Here is a 16,269-nt window from a genome sequence, read left to right as displayed (position 1 = left end):
GTCCGTGCGGTGCGGGCTGTGTGTGGTGTGCGGGCTGCTGGTGCCGGGGGTGTGGGCCGTGGCGGCTGCGGTGGATGGTGTTCGGGTGGTGTGGGCGCTGTCGCCCGGGCGGCGGGGCGGGCGTGCCGGCCGGCCGGCGGGGTGGGGGTCCGGGCGGGCGCGAGGCGGGCTCGAGTGGTCGGGGGCAGGGTGGGGGTGCGCCTGGAGGAGGAGGGGCCGGCATGTCGTCGCGCGTGCACGCCTGTGAGCACACGGTGGGGGTGGCCGCTCCGGCCGGTGTCGTGTACGGGATGCTGGCGGATGCCGCGCGCTGGCCGGTGTTCTTGCCCTCGGTCGTGCATGTCGAGCGTCTCGATTTCGACGGGGTCCAGGAGCGGCTGCGGATGTGGGAGCTGGCCGATGACACCGCCGACGCCGACGCCGACGACACCGGTGCCGACGCCGCCGCCGCCGACGCCGACGGTGCCGGTGCCGGTGCCGGTGCCGGTGCCGCCGGTGCTGCCGGTGCTGCCGGTGCTGCCGGTGCTGCCGGTGCTGCCGGTGTGGGTGGTGTGCTGGGGGGCCGGGTTGGTTCGTGGTATGCCCGGCGGGTGCTGCATCCCGGTGCCCGGGCGGTCGTGTTCGAGCAGGAGGACGCTGCCTGGCCGGGCAGTGGGGTCTCGGGTGTGTGGAGTGTGCGGCCGGCGGGTGAGGCGGAGTGTGTGCTGGGCCTGCGTCAGGAGCGCGGGCTGCCGGTGACGGCTGCGGACGGCGCCCGCCGGGCGGCGGAGGCGGATGTGCACCGCCGGCTCGCGGCGGTACGGCGGGCGGCCGGGCGGTGGGATCAGCTGGACGAGCTGCTGCTGTCGTTCGAGGACCGGGTGCGGATCGCGGGCCCCGCGGAGCTGGTCTACGACTTCCTGTACCGGATCGGCCACTGGCCCGGGCAGCTCCCGCACGTGGAGCGGGCCGGTGTGCGTGAGGACGTGCCGGGGATCCAGGTGGTGTCCCTGGACACCTGCGCTGCGCCGGGCGGGCGGACGGTGAGCACGCGGGCCGTGCGGCTGTGCTTCCCGCATGCCGGGCGGATCGTCTACAAGGAGACGCGCACGCCCGAGCTGATCGCCGCCCACAGCGGTGAGTGGTCGCTGCTGCCGGACGCGTCCGGGGTCACGGCCGTCGCGGCCCATCAGGTGATGCTCCGGCCGGAGGCCGTCGCCCCGGTGCTCGGTGCGGGCACCGGCCTGCTGGAGGCCCGTGACCATGTCCGTGCCTGGCTGTCGCGCGCCAGTACCGAAACGCTGGGCCTGGCCAAGTGGCATGCCGAGAGCACCGTGCGCCGTCTGCGATGAACAGCCGACCAGATGACCAGATGAACAGGAGGCCGGTCATGGCCGTCACCCAGCCCGCCGCGCCCAACACCCCCGCCCCCGCCCCCGCCGCTGCTTCTGCCCTTGCTGTCCCGCCGGCCCGGCCGGCGGCCCCGGCCCCGCCGCCCGGGCCGTCTGGACCGGCGGCGTCGGTGTCCTCGGTGCGGGGGGAGACGGTGCGGGGGGAGACGGGGCGCGGGGGGAGTGGCGGGTGCGGGAGCGCCGTCCGTCCGGCCGGGCCGGTCCCGGGAGCGCTGGCGTACCGGTATGCCGCGCTGGCGCCGCCGCTCGAGGTGGCGCTCGCCGCGCTGCGGCTGGAGGCGCTGCTGGGCGATCCCCGCGATGCGGCCAATCCCTACGGCCTGCCCGCCCTCGCCTCCGCCGCCTCCGCCGGGTCTGCCGGGTCTGCCGGGTCTGCGGGGGCGGGGGAGGGCTGGGCCGGGCGGGCGGTCCCGCTTCTTACGGCGGCCGGTCTGGGGCAGGTACGCGCCGCCGACCAGCGGGTGCGTGCCCTGCGTCCGCTCCTGCGCCGGGATTTGGCGCTGGGACATGCCGCGGGCGCGTTTGGCGGGTCCGGTACGGCGCCTGCCGCGCCTGCCCGGGGACAGGTCGCGGAGTTTTCCCCGGTGCCCGCCGCGCTGCTCGGGCCGGCGGCGCTGGTGGCCGCCGCCGGCAGTGTGCTGCGCCAGGCCGCGCTCACCGTGGCCGGCCGCGGCGGCGGTGAGCCGGCTCTGCGGCAGTGGCAGCCCGTGCTCGCCGCCGCCTTCGCCGACCTGCTGGCCTGCGAGAGCCTGACCTGTGTGGCGCTGCGCCGCCCGGCCGGCCCCACCCCCGGCCCCGGGATGGGGGCGGGGGCGGGGCTGCTGGGTGCGGTGGCCGGCTATGTGGTGCCGACCGTGCTGGCCGACGTACTGGCGCAGCTGGGACTGGTCCTTGCCGAATGCGGCCACGGACCCGCCGGCACCGGGGGCCGGATGCTTGCGAAACTGACCCGCGACCTTCCGCTGGCCGGGGTGGACGCGGCGGGCGCCGCGCACTGGCAGGACCGTCTGGCCGGGGCGTTGCCGGCCCTGGCGGCCGAGGAGCCCCGCGCCGCGTACCGCGGCCCGGTCCCCGCCCCCTTCCGGCTCGCCGACCCGCCCGCCCCCGCCCCCGCCGCCGCTGCCGCTACCGGGGAGCAGGGGGACGGGCACACCCCGGACGGGCACGAGTCCGGCCGCTTTACCCCGGACGGGCACGAGACGGATGGGCATACCCCGGGCGGGCATGAGCCGGGCGGGGCACAGCCGGGCGGGTACGGCCCGGGCGGGGACGGTGTGGTGCTGTCGGGTCTGCTGCGCGCCGGCACCGCCCGCCCGGACGGTGCGGGCGGTGCGGATGCGGGTCGTGCCGCGCTGGGGGCGCTGGCGCGGCGGCTGCTGACCGAGCAGCGCGCGCTGCGCCGGCCGTGCCGTACGGCGGGCGCGGACCCCGGTGCTGTGGCGGCGCGGGCGCTGGCGGACCGGCAGGCCCTGCTGTGGCTGGCCGCCGCCGTGCTCGGGGTCAGGGAGGCCGCCGACGACGGCCGCGGCCTGTTTCTGGGCGGTACGCACTGGGCGCTGCTCGCGTTGTCGGGCATCGCCGGACGGCTGGGCGTGCCGCTGCCCGGACCGGTCCCCGACCCGCGCGCACCCGTCTGGGCGGAACTGGCCGGCCGCGTCCGCCACGGCGTGGACTGCGACGTGTACGCCACCCGGCTGCTGTGGTGAGCGGGCACAGCCCGGCCGACGGCCCGGGCAGCACCACACCCCCCGGGACCACACCCCCCGGGACCACACCCCCCGGGACCACACCCCCCGGGACCACACCCCCCGGGACCACACCCCCCGGGGCCACACTTTCCGGGACCGTGCCTCCCGGGACCGTGCCGGCGGGGGACACATCCCCCGGGGCCGTGCCTCCTGGGACCGTGTCCGCCGGGGCGGGTTCCGGCGGGCCGGGGCGCAACGGGGCGGGGGGCGGCGGGGGAGAACGGGTGCCCGGCCCGCCGCTGCCCGGGCTGCCCTCCAGCCCGCCGTCAGGGGCCTCGGCTGTTGTGCCGCCCGGTCCGTCGGCCGGGCTGCCTTCCGGTCTGCCGTCCGGTGTGCCGCCGGGTCTGGCGGCCGGGCTGCCGGCCGGGTGGGGGGACGGGGGGCTGTCCGGGCTGTCGCCGGGGCGGCCGTTGCACGTGGCGGGGCCGGACGGGCCGTGGGAGCAGGTGCACGACGAGCTCGCCGGGCAGGGTCATGCCCTGGTGCACACCACCTGGGGGCAGTGGCTGACGGCGGCGCTGCTGGATCCCGGGCTGCGGTCGGTGCTCGGCCGTGACTGGCCGCGTTACCGGCAGACGGCCGCCCCGGCGGGCCGGCTGCGGTTCGCCGTCTCCCGGATGGTCCTCAAGCACACCGCGGCCGCCGTGCTCCAGGTCCCCGCGGACGCCCTCGACCTCGCCTACCGGCCGGGCGGCCGCCCGCATCTGCGCGGCCTGGCCGAGGCTGAGGTGAGCCTGGCCCACACCGACGAGCTGATCGTGGTCGGTATCAGCCGCAGCGGGCCGATCGGGGTGGACGCCGAGCCCGTCGCCCGCCGGCCCTCTTTCGAGCTGCTGCACCCCTATGTGTGCACCCCGGAGGAGGCCGCGCAGCTCGCCGCGCTGGGCGAGGACGAGCGGGCGCTGCGGCTGCTGCACCTGTGGACCCTCAAGGAGGCCTACACCAAGGCGCTCGGGCACGGTATGCGGCGCCGTTTCTCGGCGGTCGGGTTTTGCCGCGACGAGCAGGGCCGTACGGTCCTGGCCGGCGAGGGGGACGACGCGGCGCGGTGGATTCTGGCCACCCATCTCGTCCACGGCCGGTATCTGGTCAGCAGTGCCCGCCGTCCGCCGCGGGAAATCGAGAGCGCTTCGCGGCCCGCTCCACACCCGCTTGAGGAAACAGGCCTCCCACCTGCGGCGACGTTAGGCTGGCAGCTGCCGGGCAGCTCCGGCGCACAGCCGACATGACGAGAGGCGGGCGTCGTGAACCACCGTGCAGCCACCCCACCGCACCCGGCCCGGCCCGCCCCCGCCCGGCCCGCCCCCGTGCGGCCTGTCCTCGTGCGGGGCGCCGCCGCCGTAGGACGTCCCGGCGGCAGCTTTCGCCGCCGCCCGGCCCGTCGCGGGCCGGGCGCCGCGGCCCGCGCGCACCGCCCGGCCGGCCCGTCCGCCGTCACCCCGCCCGGTGCCGTCCCGCCCGCACCCGCAGTGGTCGTGCCCGCCGTGCCCGCCGCGCCTGCGGTGCCTGCGGTGCCTGCGGTGCCTGCGGTGCCTGCGGTGCCTGCGGTGCCTGCGGTGCCTGCCGTGCGTGTCCTGCCCACCCCCCTGCCGCCCCTGCCGGTCTTGCCGGCCGGGTAAGGGGTGCGGGGGGCCCCTTAGCCGTGCCGCGGGGGCGGGTCCTGGGGTCCGGGAGGGCGGATGAGCAGCCAGTACGTGCCGCAGGGCGCTGTCCTTGCCGTGGTGTACGAGCCGGTCCCGCTGTCGCCGGGCGGCCCACTGGTCCTGGAACTGCGCGGCCCGCTGGGCCCGGCGGACGCCGAGACGGTCGCCGCCCGGCTCGCGCAGCGCCACCGTGCCTTCGGGGTCGCGCTGGACAGTCACCGGCCCGGCCACCACACGCTGCGCCTGACGTTGCCTGCCGCGGGCGGGTGTGCTGCGCTGCCCGCGGACCTGCTGGCCGACCTGCTGGCCCCGCCCCCGCCGGACGGGGAGATCCTCCCGGTCACCGGACACCAGCAGACCCTGCTGCGCGCCGCCCTCACCCCCGCTCCCGCCGGCACGGGCACCGCCAACGACACCGCCAACGACACCACCAACGACACCACCAACGACAACAACGACGGCGAGGGCGAGGGTGGTGGGGGTGGTCTGGCCGAGCAGCTGTACTGGGACTGGTCCGGGCCTTTTGACGTGGCGCGGTTCGCCGCGGCGTGGCAGTCCGTCGTCGACCGGGAGTGTGTCCTGCGGGCCTGTTTCGACTGGGTCGCCGCGCCGCGTCTGGTGCTGCACGCCCGGGCCGAGGCGGACATCGCCGTGTATTCCCCGGCTGCTGTCACCTGGCCCCAGCTGCTGCGGCGGGACCGGGCGCGGGGGTTCGCGCTGCACCGGCCGGGGCTGCTGCGCCTGACCGTGCTGGAGGCGGGGCCCGGCGGGGGTGCGGGCGCGGCGCCGCGGGTGCTGCTGACCTATCACCCGGCGCTCCTCGACGAGCGGGGTGTGCATCTGCTGCTGCGGGAGTTCTACCGCGCCTACGCCGCCGGCGGTGTCCTGCCCGGCGGGGAACGCCGTCCCGACCTGCGCGACCATGCCCGCTGGCTGGCCGGCCAGGACACCACGGCCGCGCGGCAGTTCTGGGCCCGCGCGGTGCCGCCGCCGCGGGCCGCCACCCGTCCGGGGCGGCCGGGCGGCGCCACCGGGCAGAGCGGGCCCGGTCTGCTGCACACCCGGCTGCGGGCGCCGGAGACCTTCCGGCTGCGTTCCTGGGCCGCGCTGCGCGGCGCCGCCGAGTCCAGCGCGCTGCACCTGGTGTGGGCGCTGCTGCTGTACCGGGCGGCGGGCGCCAAAGGGCCGCTGCCGGTGAGTTTCGGGGTGCAGCTGTCGGGCCGGGACATCGCCCTGCCGGGTGCCGCGGGCATTCCCGGCCTGCTGGACAGCCCGCTGCCGATGACCGTGAGCGTCGATCCGGCCGCCCCGCTGGAGGACCTGCTGCACCAGGTCCGCGACACGCTGCTGGACCTGGCCGCCTATCCGTGGGCCAGCACCGAGACGATCCGCGCGTGGACCCCCTGCCCGCCCGCCGCCCCCGCTGCCGGTCCTGTTGCCGGTCCCGTTGGGGGTCCTGCTGCCGGTTTCGGTCCGCTCTGGGGTGCCGGCGGCACCCTGGTGCGGTTCGACGGCCCGCTCCCGCTGCCGAAGGCCCTGCGCAGCGAACTCGCCGCCCAGGGCGTCCACGCGGACACCCCCCGCAGCGCGGCCGGCAGCGCCGGCGGGCCCGCCACCCTCGCCGCCCGGCACGACAGCGCAGGCGGCCTGGTCCTGGGCCTGCTGTACGACCGGGCGCAGCTGGCGGACGAGGACGCCGCCGCGCTGCACTCCCAGTGCGTACGCCTGCTGCGCGCGCTGCCCGGCTACCGGCAGGCCGGGGCCAGTGCCGGACAGCTGCTGGACCTGCTGGCCCAGAGCGCGGTACCGCGCATGGCCCGCCCGGTGCCGCCCGGGCCGCAGCCCGCCCTGAGCGTGCTGCGGCCCGGGCATCCGCACGCGGACGTGATCTGCCTGGTCGCCGCCCCCGGTGTGCCGGCGGGCAGCTACGACCTGTTCGTCCGCGGCCACCGCGGCCCGGAGAGAATCGTGGCCGTGCACGGTGACGGCGCGCGCGGCGTGCTGCCGGCCGTGCTGCAGCAGGCACCCGGGCCGGGCCGGCGCCTGGTGCTGTGCGGGTGCGGGCCCGGGGGGAGGGCGGCCTACGAACTCGCCCAGCGCACGCCGCATCCTCCCGGCGCCGCGCCGGCCGTGGTCATGACCGGCATCGGCGACGCCGCCGCCTGCGCGTCCGCCCTCGCCCGGGGGGTGAGCTCCGTCCTCACCCCGCCCCCCTGAACCCGCCCCGCCCCGTGGCAGCGCCGGCCCCGCCCAAACCGGACGCACGTCCGCCCGCCGTGTGCACCCGTCACGCCGATGATGACGCTCTCCCGTGCCCCGGCGGGACCGTCCTGCCGTGCCCCGGCGGGCTCTTCGGGTATCCCGCCCGTCCGGCAGGCGGCCCGTCCGGCAGGCGGTCTGCGTGAGGGGTTTTCCGCTCACCCGTACGCCGGCCGGGCGTGCGGCCGGCGCGCAGGGGGCCGTCTTGCGGCCGGTACCGGGAGCCTGGCCGCCCGCGGGGTGCGGAGCGGGCCTGTCTCATCACGGCGTTCGGCTCACCGGGCGTGCCGGCGGTCCTGGCCGCCGGCCGCCCGACGGCGGTGCGCAGGTCCCCGTTCTCGTACCGGTGGAAGAAGCCGGGGCAGCCCGGGCATCGGTTCGCCGGCGGTCGCGGCGGGGCCTGGTCGCGCCGGCCGGAGACGTTCTGTGCCGTCTGCGGCTTTGCGCCGCCCGCGGTGTTCCCGGGCACGCCGGCACACCGTGCTGACGAGCGGGGAGCCCTGGTGGCTGTGTACGCGGGTTGTGCCGTCGTTTCGACATGAGATGGGGAGCCGCGCGTCTGCTCGAACAGGTGCTGTTCGCGAGAAGGGGAGGCACCTGTGCTTCAGCCGGCGGCGTGCGGCTCGTAGCCCTTCTTCCGCAGCTCCGGCCCTCGCCGTCCACGAAGCAGCTGGAGGGGTGCCGGGCGACGCCAGGAGCCCGTGCCCGCTGCGTGGAGTGCGGCAGCGGGCACGGGCACGGGCACGACGGGCTTACCCGGGGGCGAGATGTCTGGCCGGGTGGGTTACAGGGTTGTGCACTGGCCTGTGCGGGTGCCGGTGACGGTGTTGGGGTGTCCGTTGTTGGTGGGGGGCGGGGTGTTGCCCGAGCAGACCAGGGAGCCGCCGATGGTGTTGCCTTCGATCCCGGGGCGGTTGTCTTCGGGGAAGGGGCCGGTGCCGGTGTTGCCGGAGACCAGCAGGTTTGCGCCGATGTGGTTGCCGATGGCCTCCAGGCCGCCGGTGTTGTTGCTCAGCGCTGACGACTGGTTGATCTGGTTGGCGGCGCAGTGGTCGTCGCCGGGATCGCCGATGACGACGAACTTGCTTGCCCCGTCGACGGCGAGAGAACCGGTGACGGTGGTGCCGCACACCCCGACCAGGGTGGAGCCACTGGAGGCGACGCTGCCCTGGACGGTGGAGCCGCCGATGAACAGGGCGGTGCCCGGGCCGGCCGAGACGCGGCCGTGGACGGTGGCGTTGACGATGCAGGTGCTCTCGCCGGTGGCGACGACCGAGGGGAGGGACCCGGTGACGGTGCGCGTGCAGTTGACCGTCTGGGCGGCGCTTTCTGCGGCGGGGGCTGGGTAGGTGGCGTCGCCGCTGTACTGGGCGATCAGGGTGTGGCCGCCGGGCAGCAGGTTCGACCAGGTCAGCTGGGCCTGGGCGCAGTGGTCGCCTCCGCCGGGGGACAGGGGGGCGGTGCCGAGGGTGGCGCCGCCGTCGGTGAAGGTGACGGTGCCGGTCGGGGTCGGGGCGGAGCCGCCGGCAGGGCAGACGGTGTCGGTGAGCGTGACCGGGTGCCCGAAAAGCGACGGGTTCGGCGAGGTCGTGAGCGTGGTCGTCACCGTGGGGCTGGTGTAGCTGATGGTGATACTCGCATCAGCGCTGGTCGGCGTGGGGCCGGTGCCGCCGGCCGGTACGAGGGACGAGCCACCGCCCCCACCGCCTCCACTCCCCGCCGGGGTGACCAGAGGGTTGATGTTGCCTCCGCCGCCTCCGCCGTAGAAGCCGGCGCCGCCTCCGCCGCCCGTGTCCAGGCCGCCGTTGCCGCCGGTGCCGAGCGTCCCGGGCGCACCGGATGGTGTCCCGCCGCCCCCGGCGCCGCCGGCCCCGCCCTGGGTGGCGGTACCCGCCCCGCCGCCCATTCCTCCGCTGCAGGCCCCGTCCGCGCCCGGCTGACCGGCATCCCCGCCCGGGCTTCCCGGGCAGGGGTTTTGAGCGGCTTCACCGGCTCCACCGCCGCCCGCGGCCACGATGAGACGGGAGTCGGCGGTGGTCAGGGGGACGGTGCGGGATTGGGTGCGGATGTCCGAAGCTCCGCCTCCGCCGCCGCCGAAGTGGGTGTTGCCGCCGCCGTTGAAGCCGCCGATGCACAGCGACGACGGGAAACAGGGTCCGTTGCTGGTGGCGTTGCCGCCGACCTCGACGTAGAGCGTCTGTCCGCTGGACAGCCCGGTAAGAGTGCCCGACACCTGAGCGCCACGGCCGCCGCTCACGCCACCGAGCCCCTCCAGGCCGCCGTGGCCGCCGATGGCCGTGACGTCGGCTTGCGTGACGCCGTTGGGGACGGTGAACGTCTGCTCGGCGCCGGTGAAGGCGAACGTGCAGGTGGTGGTGTTACCGGAGGTCGTGCATGTGCCCTGGGCATGAGCGGTCCCGGACAGTGCCACCGGGGTGATGCCGACGGCACAGAGCATGCCGGCCGCAACGGCCAGCGCACGTCCACGGCGGCCCGCCGAACCGGCACGGTACCCGCGCAGGTCTGAGCCTGGCTGACCACCGGCAACCGACAGTGAGAAAGTCACGATCTACTCCCAGAAAGCGGAAAGGGGAATCTCCCGGCAGGGGATTGCCTTCCGCCACCCTGGATCAGGCAGCCCGACCCCCGACCGGCAACCGATCCGACACACCGCCGAATCACCCCGGCGGTCCCCCGCCCACCCGGCATGCGCGCAAGACCGGAGCGCGCCCCCGACCTCTGTCGCCCAGGACCTCACCAGGCCGGGCCCCGCAGGCGGGCGGTGCTGTCGAAACTCGTGAACATCCCGCCGCAGTCTCGGAAGCCTGGTGCCTCCCGAATCGGTGCCGAAGTGCTGCCAAAACTCGTGGACGAAGCCACCCCGGCGCTGAAACCCGTGGCGCCGCGCCCGTACAGGCCCGTGGCGCCGCGCCCGTACAGACCCGTGGCGCCGCGCCCGTGCAGAAGAAGGGGTCCGGCCGGGCCGTTGAGGGTGGGACGGCCGACGCCGCCGGGCAGCCCGGGCGGACCCCGCCCGCCTGCGCGCATCCCCGGCGCCCGCCGCCCGTCCCGCTGTGCCCGCCGTACGCCCTGCCGTACGTCCCCGCTGTGCCTGCGGGGTGTGCCCGTCCGCCGCCGGCCCGTACCCGCCCCGGCCCCGTATGCCGCCGGCCCGCAGCACCCCTTTCGCGCCTGCCCGTTGCCCGCCGCGCCCCGCGGCGGGCAACGGGCAGGGAAAAAGGGGGCTGGGGCGGGGCTGTCAGGCCGTGAACAGGTCGTAGGTGGAGCTGTGGCGTGGGCCTGCGAGAACGTCCAGCTGGGGGTCGACGGTCAGGACGGCCTGGTGGAGGCGTTGCAGCTGGGGGGAGGGTTCCACGCCCAGGTCCTCGATCAGCCGTACCCGCAGCCGGCGGTAGACCTCCAGCGCGGAGGCCTGCCGGCCCGAGCGGTAGAGCGCCACCATGGCCTGGGAGTGCAGTCCCTCGTGCTGGGGGTGACGGGCGGTCAGTTCGATGAGCTCGGCGATGAGTTCGGCGTGCCGGCCCAGCCGCAGGTCGGCGTCGATGCGCCGTTCCACGGTGACCAGCCGGCTCTCCTCCAGCCGCACCACCTCGATCTCCAGGACCGGCCCCAGCCGTACGTCGACCAGGGCGGGGCCCTGCCACAGGCCCAGGGCCGCCTTGAAACGGGCGGCGGAGACCTCGTCGTCGCCGCTCTCGAAGGCGGTCTGGCCCTCCCTGGTCAGCCGGTCGTACTGGTGCACGTCGACGCAGTCGGGCGGGATCTGCAGCAGATAGCCGCCGTGCCGGGTGGCCAGCACCTCCTTGGCGCCGCCCGGCGCACCGGGCCCCATCGCGGTGCCCAGCCGCCGGCGCAGCTGCAGGATGTAGGTCTGCAGCGTGGTCAGCGCGCTCTGCGGCGGCTGTGTCGCCCAGATCTCCTCCATGAGGGTCGGGACGGGCATCACCCGCCCGGGATACAACGCCAGCAGCGACAGGATCTGCCGCGGCTTGCCCGCGCTCGGAACGATGGATCCCCCGTTGACCTCGGCACTCAACGGACCCAGAACCTGAATCCTCACGGTCTCCTCCGTATTCCGCATTCCGTATGTCGTCGAGCTCCTTGTCCCGTTCCACTTTGTTGGCCGGAAATCCGCGCCGCCGCTCACGCTAGCCGCGGCCGTCCCCGTCCAGCGTTTTCCTGGATCCGTTCTCGAGCGGACTTCCAAGTCCGGTGCCGCGTACGGTGTCCGGCGCGCTGGAGAACGTGTGTACGGCCGCTCGAGGAGAACTCCTGATTCCGTTGTCGCCGCACTCCACACGGCTACCGTCGTCCCCTTTTCCGCGCGCCGGCGCGGCCGCCGGCCGGATCCGTAATCACCGCCACCGGCGCAGTCAAGACACCATTTGCCCGGCCCCGCCGGGTACGCGCCGCACCGCGCGCCGCCCGCGCCGCCGCCGCCCCGCCGACCGCCCGCCCGCACGGGCAGCGGCTGGCCGAAGCGTTCCCCCCGCCCCCGGCCCCCCCGTCCTGTGACGCCTCGCGGCACCCCCCCCCGCGCCGCCCCGGCCCGCCGCCCCCGGGTGCGGCGTCCTTCGAGCGCAGTGAGAGCGGTTCTTGAGCCGGGTGGCCGACGGTGTCCCCACGACCGAAGGAGGGGGTATGGGCACGCCGGAGCACCACGAGCCCGTCCTGCGCGTGGAGCGCGGGCAGGCCAGCGACGAGGAACTGGCCGCACTGACCGTGGTGCTGCTCGCGCTGCGCGCGGGCGGCGCGTTCCCCCGCCGGGGCAGGCCGGTCAACGGCTCCCGCTGGTGGCGGCCCCGCACCCAGCGGGCCCCGCGCAGCTGGCAGTGACACCGGCCCCCCCCGCACCCGCCGGGGTCCGGCGCGGCCGGCCGTGCTGCGGAACGCCCCGCCCCAGAAAGGGACCTGACATGGCATTGACATCTCCCCCTGCTGAAGCAGGGGGATTCTTCCCTTGCGGGTTGAGCTTTCTGCTTCTCAGACGGCAGCTGCCCCGAATCAACGGCGGGGGACGTTGGTACGCCCAGCAGTCTTACGCCGGCTCCACAGACCTGACATCCCGCCAGCCCGGCGGTAGGCCCGGCCGGCTTGGTTATCACCGGCCAGGCCTGACAACTCTATTACATCCGCGGGCAGTTGCTGGTGAACGACGGTCCGCCCTGGCGGCGCATCGTCTTGCCTTGCCCTGCTCCGCAGGAGTCCGTTTCCTCCCCAGCCTGAAGGCTGGGGTATCCACGGAGGAATCCAGATGACCACCGCCCCCGCTCCCGTTTCCGTCCAGGGCCCGGCTCCCGCCCAGGACCCGGCCCCCGCCGCGGGCCCCGCCCCGGCCGAGCCGGGGCCGGCCGGCATCCGCGGACGCGTGGCCGAACTGCACGCGATCCGCGAGGCGGCCCGGCTGGGCCCGGGGGAGAAGGCGACCGCCGCCCAGCACGCCAAGGGCAAGCTGACCGCCCGGGAACGCATCGCCCTGCTGCTGGACGACGGCAGCTTCCAGGAGGTCGAGCAGCTGCGCCGGCACCGGGCGACCGGGTTCGGCCTGGAGGCCAAGAAGCCGTACACCGACGGTGTCGTCACCGGCTGGGGCACGGTGGAGGGCCGTACGGTCTTCGTCTACGCGCACGACTTCCGTATCTTCGGCGGCGCGCTGGGCGAGGCGCACGCCACGAAGATCCACAAGATCATGGACATGGCCATCGCGGCCGGCGCGCCGCTGGTCTCCCTCAACGACGGCGCGGGCGCCCGCATCCAGGAGGGTGTGAGCGCGCTCGCCGGCTACGGCGGCATCTTCCAGCGCAACACCAAGGCGTCCGGCGTCATCCCGCAGATCTCGGTGATGCTCGGCCCGTGCGCGGGCGGCGCCGCCTACAGCCCCGCCCTGACGGATTTCGTGTTCATGGTCCGAGAGACCTCGCAGATGTTCATCACCGGCCCCGACGTCGTCAAGACGGTCACCGGCGAGGAGATCACCCAGAACGGGCTCGGCGGCGCCGACGTCCACGCGGAGACCTCCGGCGTGGCGCACTTCGCCTACGACGACGAGGAGACCTGCCTCGCCGAGGTCCGCTACCTCCTGTCGATGCTCCCGCAGAACAACCGCGAGAACCCCCCGCACACCACCCCCCACGACCCGCCCGGACGGCGCGGCGAGAGTCTCCTGGACCTGGTCCCCGCGGACGGCAACCGCCCCTACGACATGGCGAAGGTCATCGAGGAGATCGTCGACGACGGCGACTGCCTGGAGGTCCACGAACGCTGGGCCCGCAACATCATCTGCGCGCTGGCCCGCCTGGACGGCCAGGTGGTGGGCATCGTCGCCAACCAGCCGCAGACCCTGGCCGGCGTGCTGGACATCGAGGCCTCCGAGAAGGCCGCCCGGTTCGTGCAGATGTGCGACGCCTTCAACATCCCGATCGTCACCCTGCTGGACGTGCCCGGATTCCTGCCCGGGGTTGACCAGGAGCACGGCGGGATCATCCGCCACGGCGCCAAGCTGCTGTACGCGTACTGCAACGCGACCGTGCCGCGGATCTCGCTCATCCTGCGCAAGGCCTACGGCGGCGCCTACATCGTCATGGACTCCCAGTCCATCGGCGCCGACCTCACCTACGCCTGGCCCACCAACGAGATCGCCGTGATGGGCGCGGCAGGCGCGGCAGGCGTCATCTTCCGCCGGCAGATCGCCCAGGCCGCCGACCCCGAGGCCATGCGCGCCCGCATGGTCAAGGAGTACAAGGCCGAACTCATGCACCCCTACTACGCCGCCGAACGCGGCCTGGTCGACGACGTCATCGACCCCGCCGCCACCCGCGAGGTCCTCATCCGCTCCCTGGCCATGCTGCACGCCAAACACGCCGACCTGCCCTCCCGCAAACACGGCAACCCCCCGCAGTAACGCCCGCCCCCCGTCCCGCAACACCCCCCGTCCCTTCCCGGACTTCTCCCTCCCGCCCCTTTCCGCCCCTTTTCCGTCCCTTCCCGTGCCGGGAGCAGACCCGGCGGTCTGCTTTGCGGGCCGCCGGCCGCGGCGGGCAGGGCCGGGGCCCGGCCCCGGCCCGGAAGGTGCGGACCGGGGGATTCCGGCACCCTGGCGGCCTGTTCCACGTCTGCCGCCGGTCCGCTGCCGGCCCGTCACCCGATAGAAACAGCATGAACGGTCTAGTATTGACAGACCGGACGTGCTGTTTTGTAATCGTGGGTGCGGCACGGCACACCGACCAGGGGAGACGGCGTGGACATCGACGTACTGGGCGCACTGGCGGTGCGGGAGAACGGGGTGTCCATCACCCCGACCGCGCCGAAACCGCGGCAGGTCCTGGCTCTGCTGGCGCTCCACGCCGACCAGGTGGTGCCGGTCGCGGCCCTCACCGAGGAGCTGTGGGGCGCGGCCCCGCCGCGCAGTGCCCGCACCACGCTGCAGACGTACGTGCTGCAGCTGCGCGAACTCATCGCGCAGGCGCTGGGGGACGACCGGGCCGCCGCCAAGGACGTCCTGATGACCCTGCCGGGCGGCTATCTGCTGGCCTCCGGCGGCGGCAGCAGCGACGTGCGCGACTTCGAGCGGCTCGCGGGGGAGGGCTACCGGGCCATGGACCAGGGCGCCTTCGCCGAGGCGGCCCGCACCCTGGGCCGGGCGCTGGCGCTGTGGACGGGGACCGCGTTCGCCGACGTCCAGGCGGGGGCGCAGCTGGCGATGGAGACCCGGCGGCTGGAGGAGAGCCGGCTGTGCGCGCTGGACCAGCGCATCGAGGCCGATCTGCGGCTGGGCCGCCACCGCGAACTGCTGCCCGAACTGACCGTGCTGACCAGCCGTTACCGCACCCACGAGAATCTGCACGCGCAGTTCATGCTGGCCCTGCACCGCTCGGGGCGGCGCAGCGAGTCGCTCAGCGTCTACCACCAGCTGCGCGCCACCCTCGACACGGACCTGGGCCTGGAGCCCTCGCCGCGGCTGCGGCGGCTGCAGCACTCGATCCAGACCGCGGCGCCGGAGGCGGCACCGGCGCCCGCCCCCGCCGACGGCGCGGGCCCGCCCGCACCCGCGCGGGTCCGCTGACACGGCGCGGACCCGCGCGGGCCGGCACGGCAGAGCAGTGCAGCAGGGCAGTGCGGCAGAGCAGTGCAGCAGGGCAGTGCGGCAGAGCAGTACGGCGGGGCGGTGCGGCAGGGCAGCTTTCGCGGGGCGGTGCGCGCAGTGACGCATGGGGGTGATGCGCGGGGGATGCGGTGACGGCGCCGGCGGGCGGCTCATTCTTTGGGCGGAGGGCCGCGGCGGCGGCTGGTTCCCGGGAGCCAGTCACTGCCGGCGGGGATCACCACGGCCGGGGATGTGGCGGGGTGCCGGCGGCGCCCACAATGCCACAACGGCCACCCGGGATACGACCCTTGGAGACGCCCACCATGACATCCGTCCCTCAGCCGCCCGCCCTCTCGCCGACGCCCGTGGCCGACGTGCTCGCGGAGCTCACCGCGGTGCTGGCGGGCATGATGCGTATCGAGCCGCAGACGCTCGACGCGCAGGAGCCCTTCCGGCTGCTGGGCCTGGACTCGATGCTGTCGGTCGAGTTCGTCGCGGCGCTCAACGCCCGCTACGGCACCCGGATCGCGGCCACCGCACTGTATGAGCACCCGACGCCCCAGGCCCTGGCCCGGCACGTGGCGGCCGAACTCGCCGCTCCCCGCCCCGCCACACCCACGGAGGCAGATGCGGATGTGGACGCGGATGCGGATGCGGATGTGTCTGACGTGGCTGTGGAGGCGGTCTCGGACACGCTGCGGGAGCTGCTCGCCGGGATCCTGCACTGCGGGCCGGGGGACATCGACGTGAGCGCGCCGTTCGCGGCGCTGGGGCTGGACTCGATCCTGGCCGCGGAGTTCTTGGCCGGCATCAACCGCGCCTACGGCCTCAGCGAGCAGGCCGACCTGCTCTACGACCAGCCCGACCTCGGGGCCATGGCGGCGTACGTCAGCGCGCGGGCGGCGCACCGCACGCACCGCCCGCCCGTGTCCGGCCGCCTGGGCGCGGCTTCCGGCGTCCCGGCCGGGCAGGCGGGGCCGTTCCCGGCGGGCCCGGCGCCGGGCGGCGCCCAGGTTCCGCCGGCGCCGGGGGTCGATCTGGACGCGCTGCTCGACGCGGTACGTGACGAGGTGCTCAGCATCGACGAGGCGGCCGCCCTGCTGGCGGCCCGCTCCGCCTGACGG

The 16,269-nt window shown here is 75.4% G+C and carries 10 protein-coding genes; 8 read left to right on the top strand and 2 right to left on the bottom strand.

What is annotated here, in order from left to right:
- The first annotated feature begins 221 nt into the window (after positions 1–221).
- The 4 genes from ACZ7M2_RS29910 to ACZ7M2_RS29895 all read left to right on the top strand — a co-directional run bounded on the left by ACZ7M2_RS29910 (position 222) and on the right by ACZ7M2_RS29895 (position 6,999).
- Positions 222–1,331 (top strand): SRPBCC family protein, encoded by a 1,110-nt coding sequence (locus ACZ7M2_RS29910; protein ID WP_471597914.1) that lies wholly within the window; start codon positions 222–224, stop codon positions 1,329–1,331.
- A 38-nt stretch (positions 1,332–1,369) separates the two neighbouring features.
- Positions 1,370–3,097, top strand: coding sequence for a hypothetical protein (locus ACZ7M2_RS29905; protein WP_471597913.1), 1,728 nt, complete (start codon positions 1,370–1,372; stop codon positions 3,095–3,097).
- A 266-nt stretch (positions 3,098–3,363) separates the two neighbouring features.
- Positions 3,364–4,368 (top strand): 4'-phosphopantetheinyl transferase family protein, encoded by a 1,005-nt coding sequence (locus tag ACZ7M2_RS29900; RefSeq protein WP_471597912.1) that lies wholly within the window; start codon positions 3,364–3,366, stop codon positions 4,366–4,368.
- Between the two features lie 450 nt (positions 4,369–4,818).
- Positions 4,819–6,999: a condensation domain-containing protein gene (locus ACZ7M2_RS29895; protein WP_471597911.1), complete on the top strand. Its 2,181-nt coding sequence runs from the start codon at positions 4,819–4,821 to the stop codon at positions 6,997–6,999.
- 826 nt (positions 7,000–7,825) lie between these two features.
- On the opposite strand, the gene ACZ7M2_RS29890 is transcribed toward ACZ7M2_RS29895, so the two are convergent.
- Both ACZ7M2_RS29890 and ACZ7M2_RS29885 read right to left on the bottom strand, forming a co-directional pair.
- Positions 7,826–9,607 (bottom strand): Ig-like domain-containing protein, encoded by a 1,782-nt coding sequence (locus ACZ7M2_RS29890; protein WP_471597910.1) that lies wholly within the window; start codon positions 9,605–9,607, stop codon positions 7,826–7,828.
- Between the two features lie 693 nt (positions 9,608–10,300).
- The gene (locus tag ACZ7M2_RS29885) at positions 10,301–11,122 is read right to left on the bottom strand and encodes an AfsR/SARP family transcriptional regulator (RefSeq protein ID WP_097228482.1); all 822 of its coding nucleotides are present in this window, start codon (positions 11,120–11,122) and stop codon (positions 10,301–10,303) included.
- Positions 11,123–11,703: 581 nt separating this feature from the next.
- On the opposite strand from ACZ7M2_RS29885, the gene ACZ7M2_RS29880 reads away from it, so the two are divergent.
- From ACZ7M2_RS29880 to ACZ7M2_RS29865, 4 genes are all read left to right on the top strand, one after another.
- On the top strand, positions 11,704–11,898 hold the full coding sequence (locus ACZ7M2_RS29880) for an acyl-CoA carboxylase subunit epsilon (protein ID WP_471597909.1): 195 nt from the start codon (positions 11,704–11,706) through the stop codon (positions 11,896–11,898).
- Positions 11,899–12,316: 418 nt separating this feature from the next.
- Positions 12,317–13,963 carry an acyl-CoA carboxylase subunit beta gene (locus tag ACZ7M2_RS29875; RefSeq protein WP_471597908.1) on the top strand — a complete coding sequence of 549 codons (1,647 nt, stop codon included), beginning with the start codon at positions 12,317–12,319 and terminating at the stop codon, positions 13,961–13,963.
- A gap of 336 nt (positions 13,964–14,299) precedes the next feature.
- Positions 14,300–15,124 (top strand): AfsR/SARP family transcriptional regulator, encoded by an 825-nt coding sequence (locus ACZ7M2_RS29870; RefSeq protein WP_471597907.1) that lies wholly within the window; start codon positions 14,300–14,302, stop codon positions 15,122–15,124.
- A gap of 344 nt (positions 15,125–15,468) precedes the next feature.
- A complete protein-coding gene (locus ACZ7M2_RS29865) occupies positions 15,469–16,266 on the top strand; it encodes a phosphopantetheine-binding protein (protein ID WP_471597906.1) in 798 nt (265 codons plus the stop codon).
- The last annotated feature ends 3 nt before the right edge of the window (positions 16,267–16,269 follow it).

Source organism: Streptomyces sp. NPDC111507 (assembly GCF_055638955.1).
Note: the sequence above shows the minus strand (reverse complement) of the source record. Positions and strands in the feature narration are given on the sequence as shown.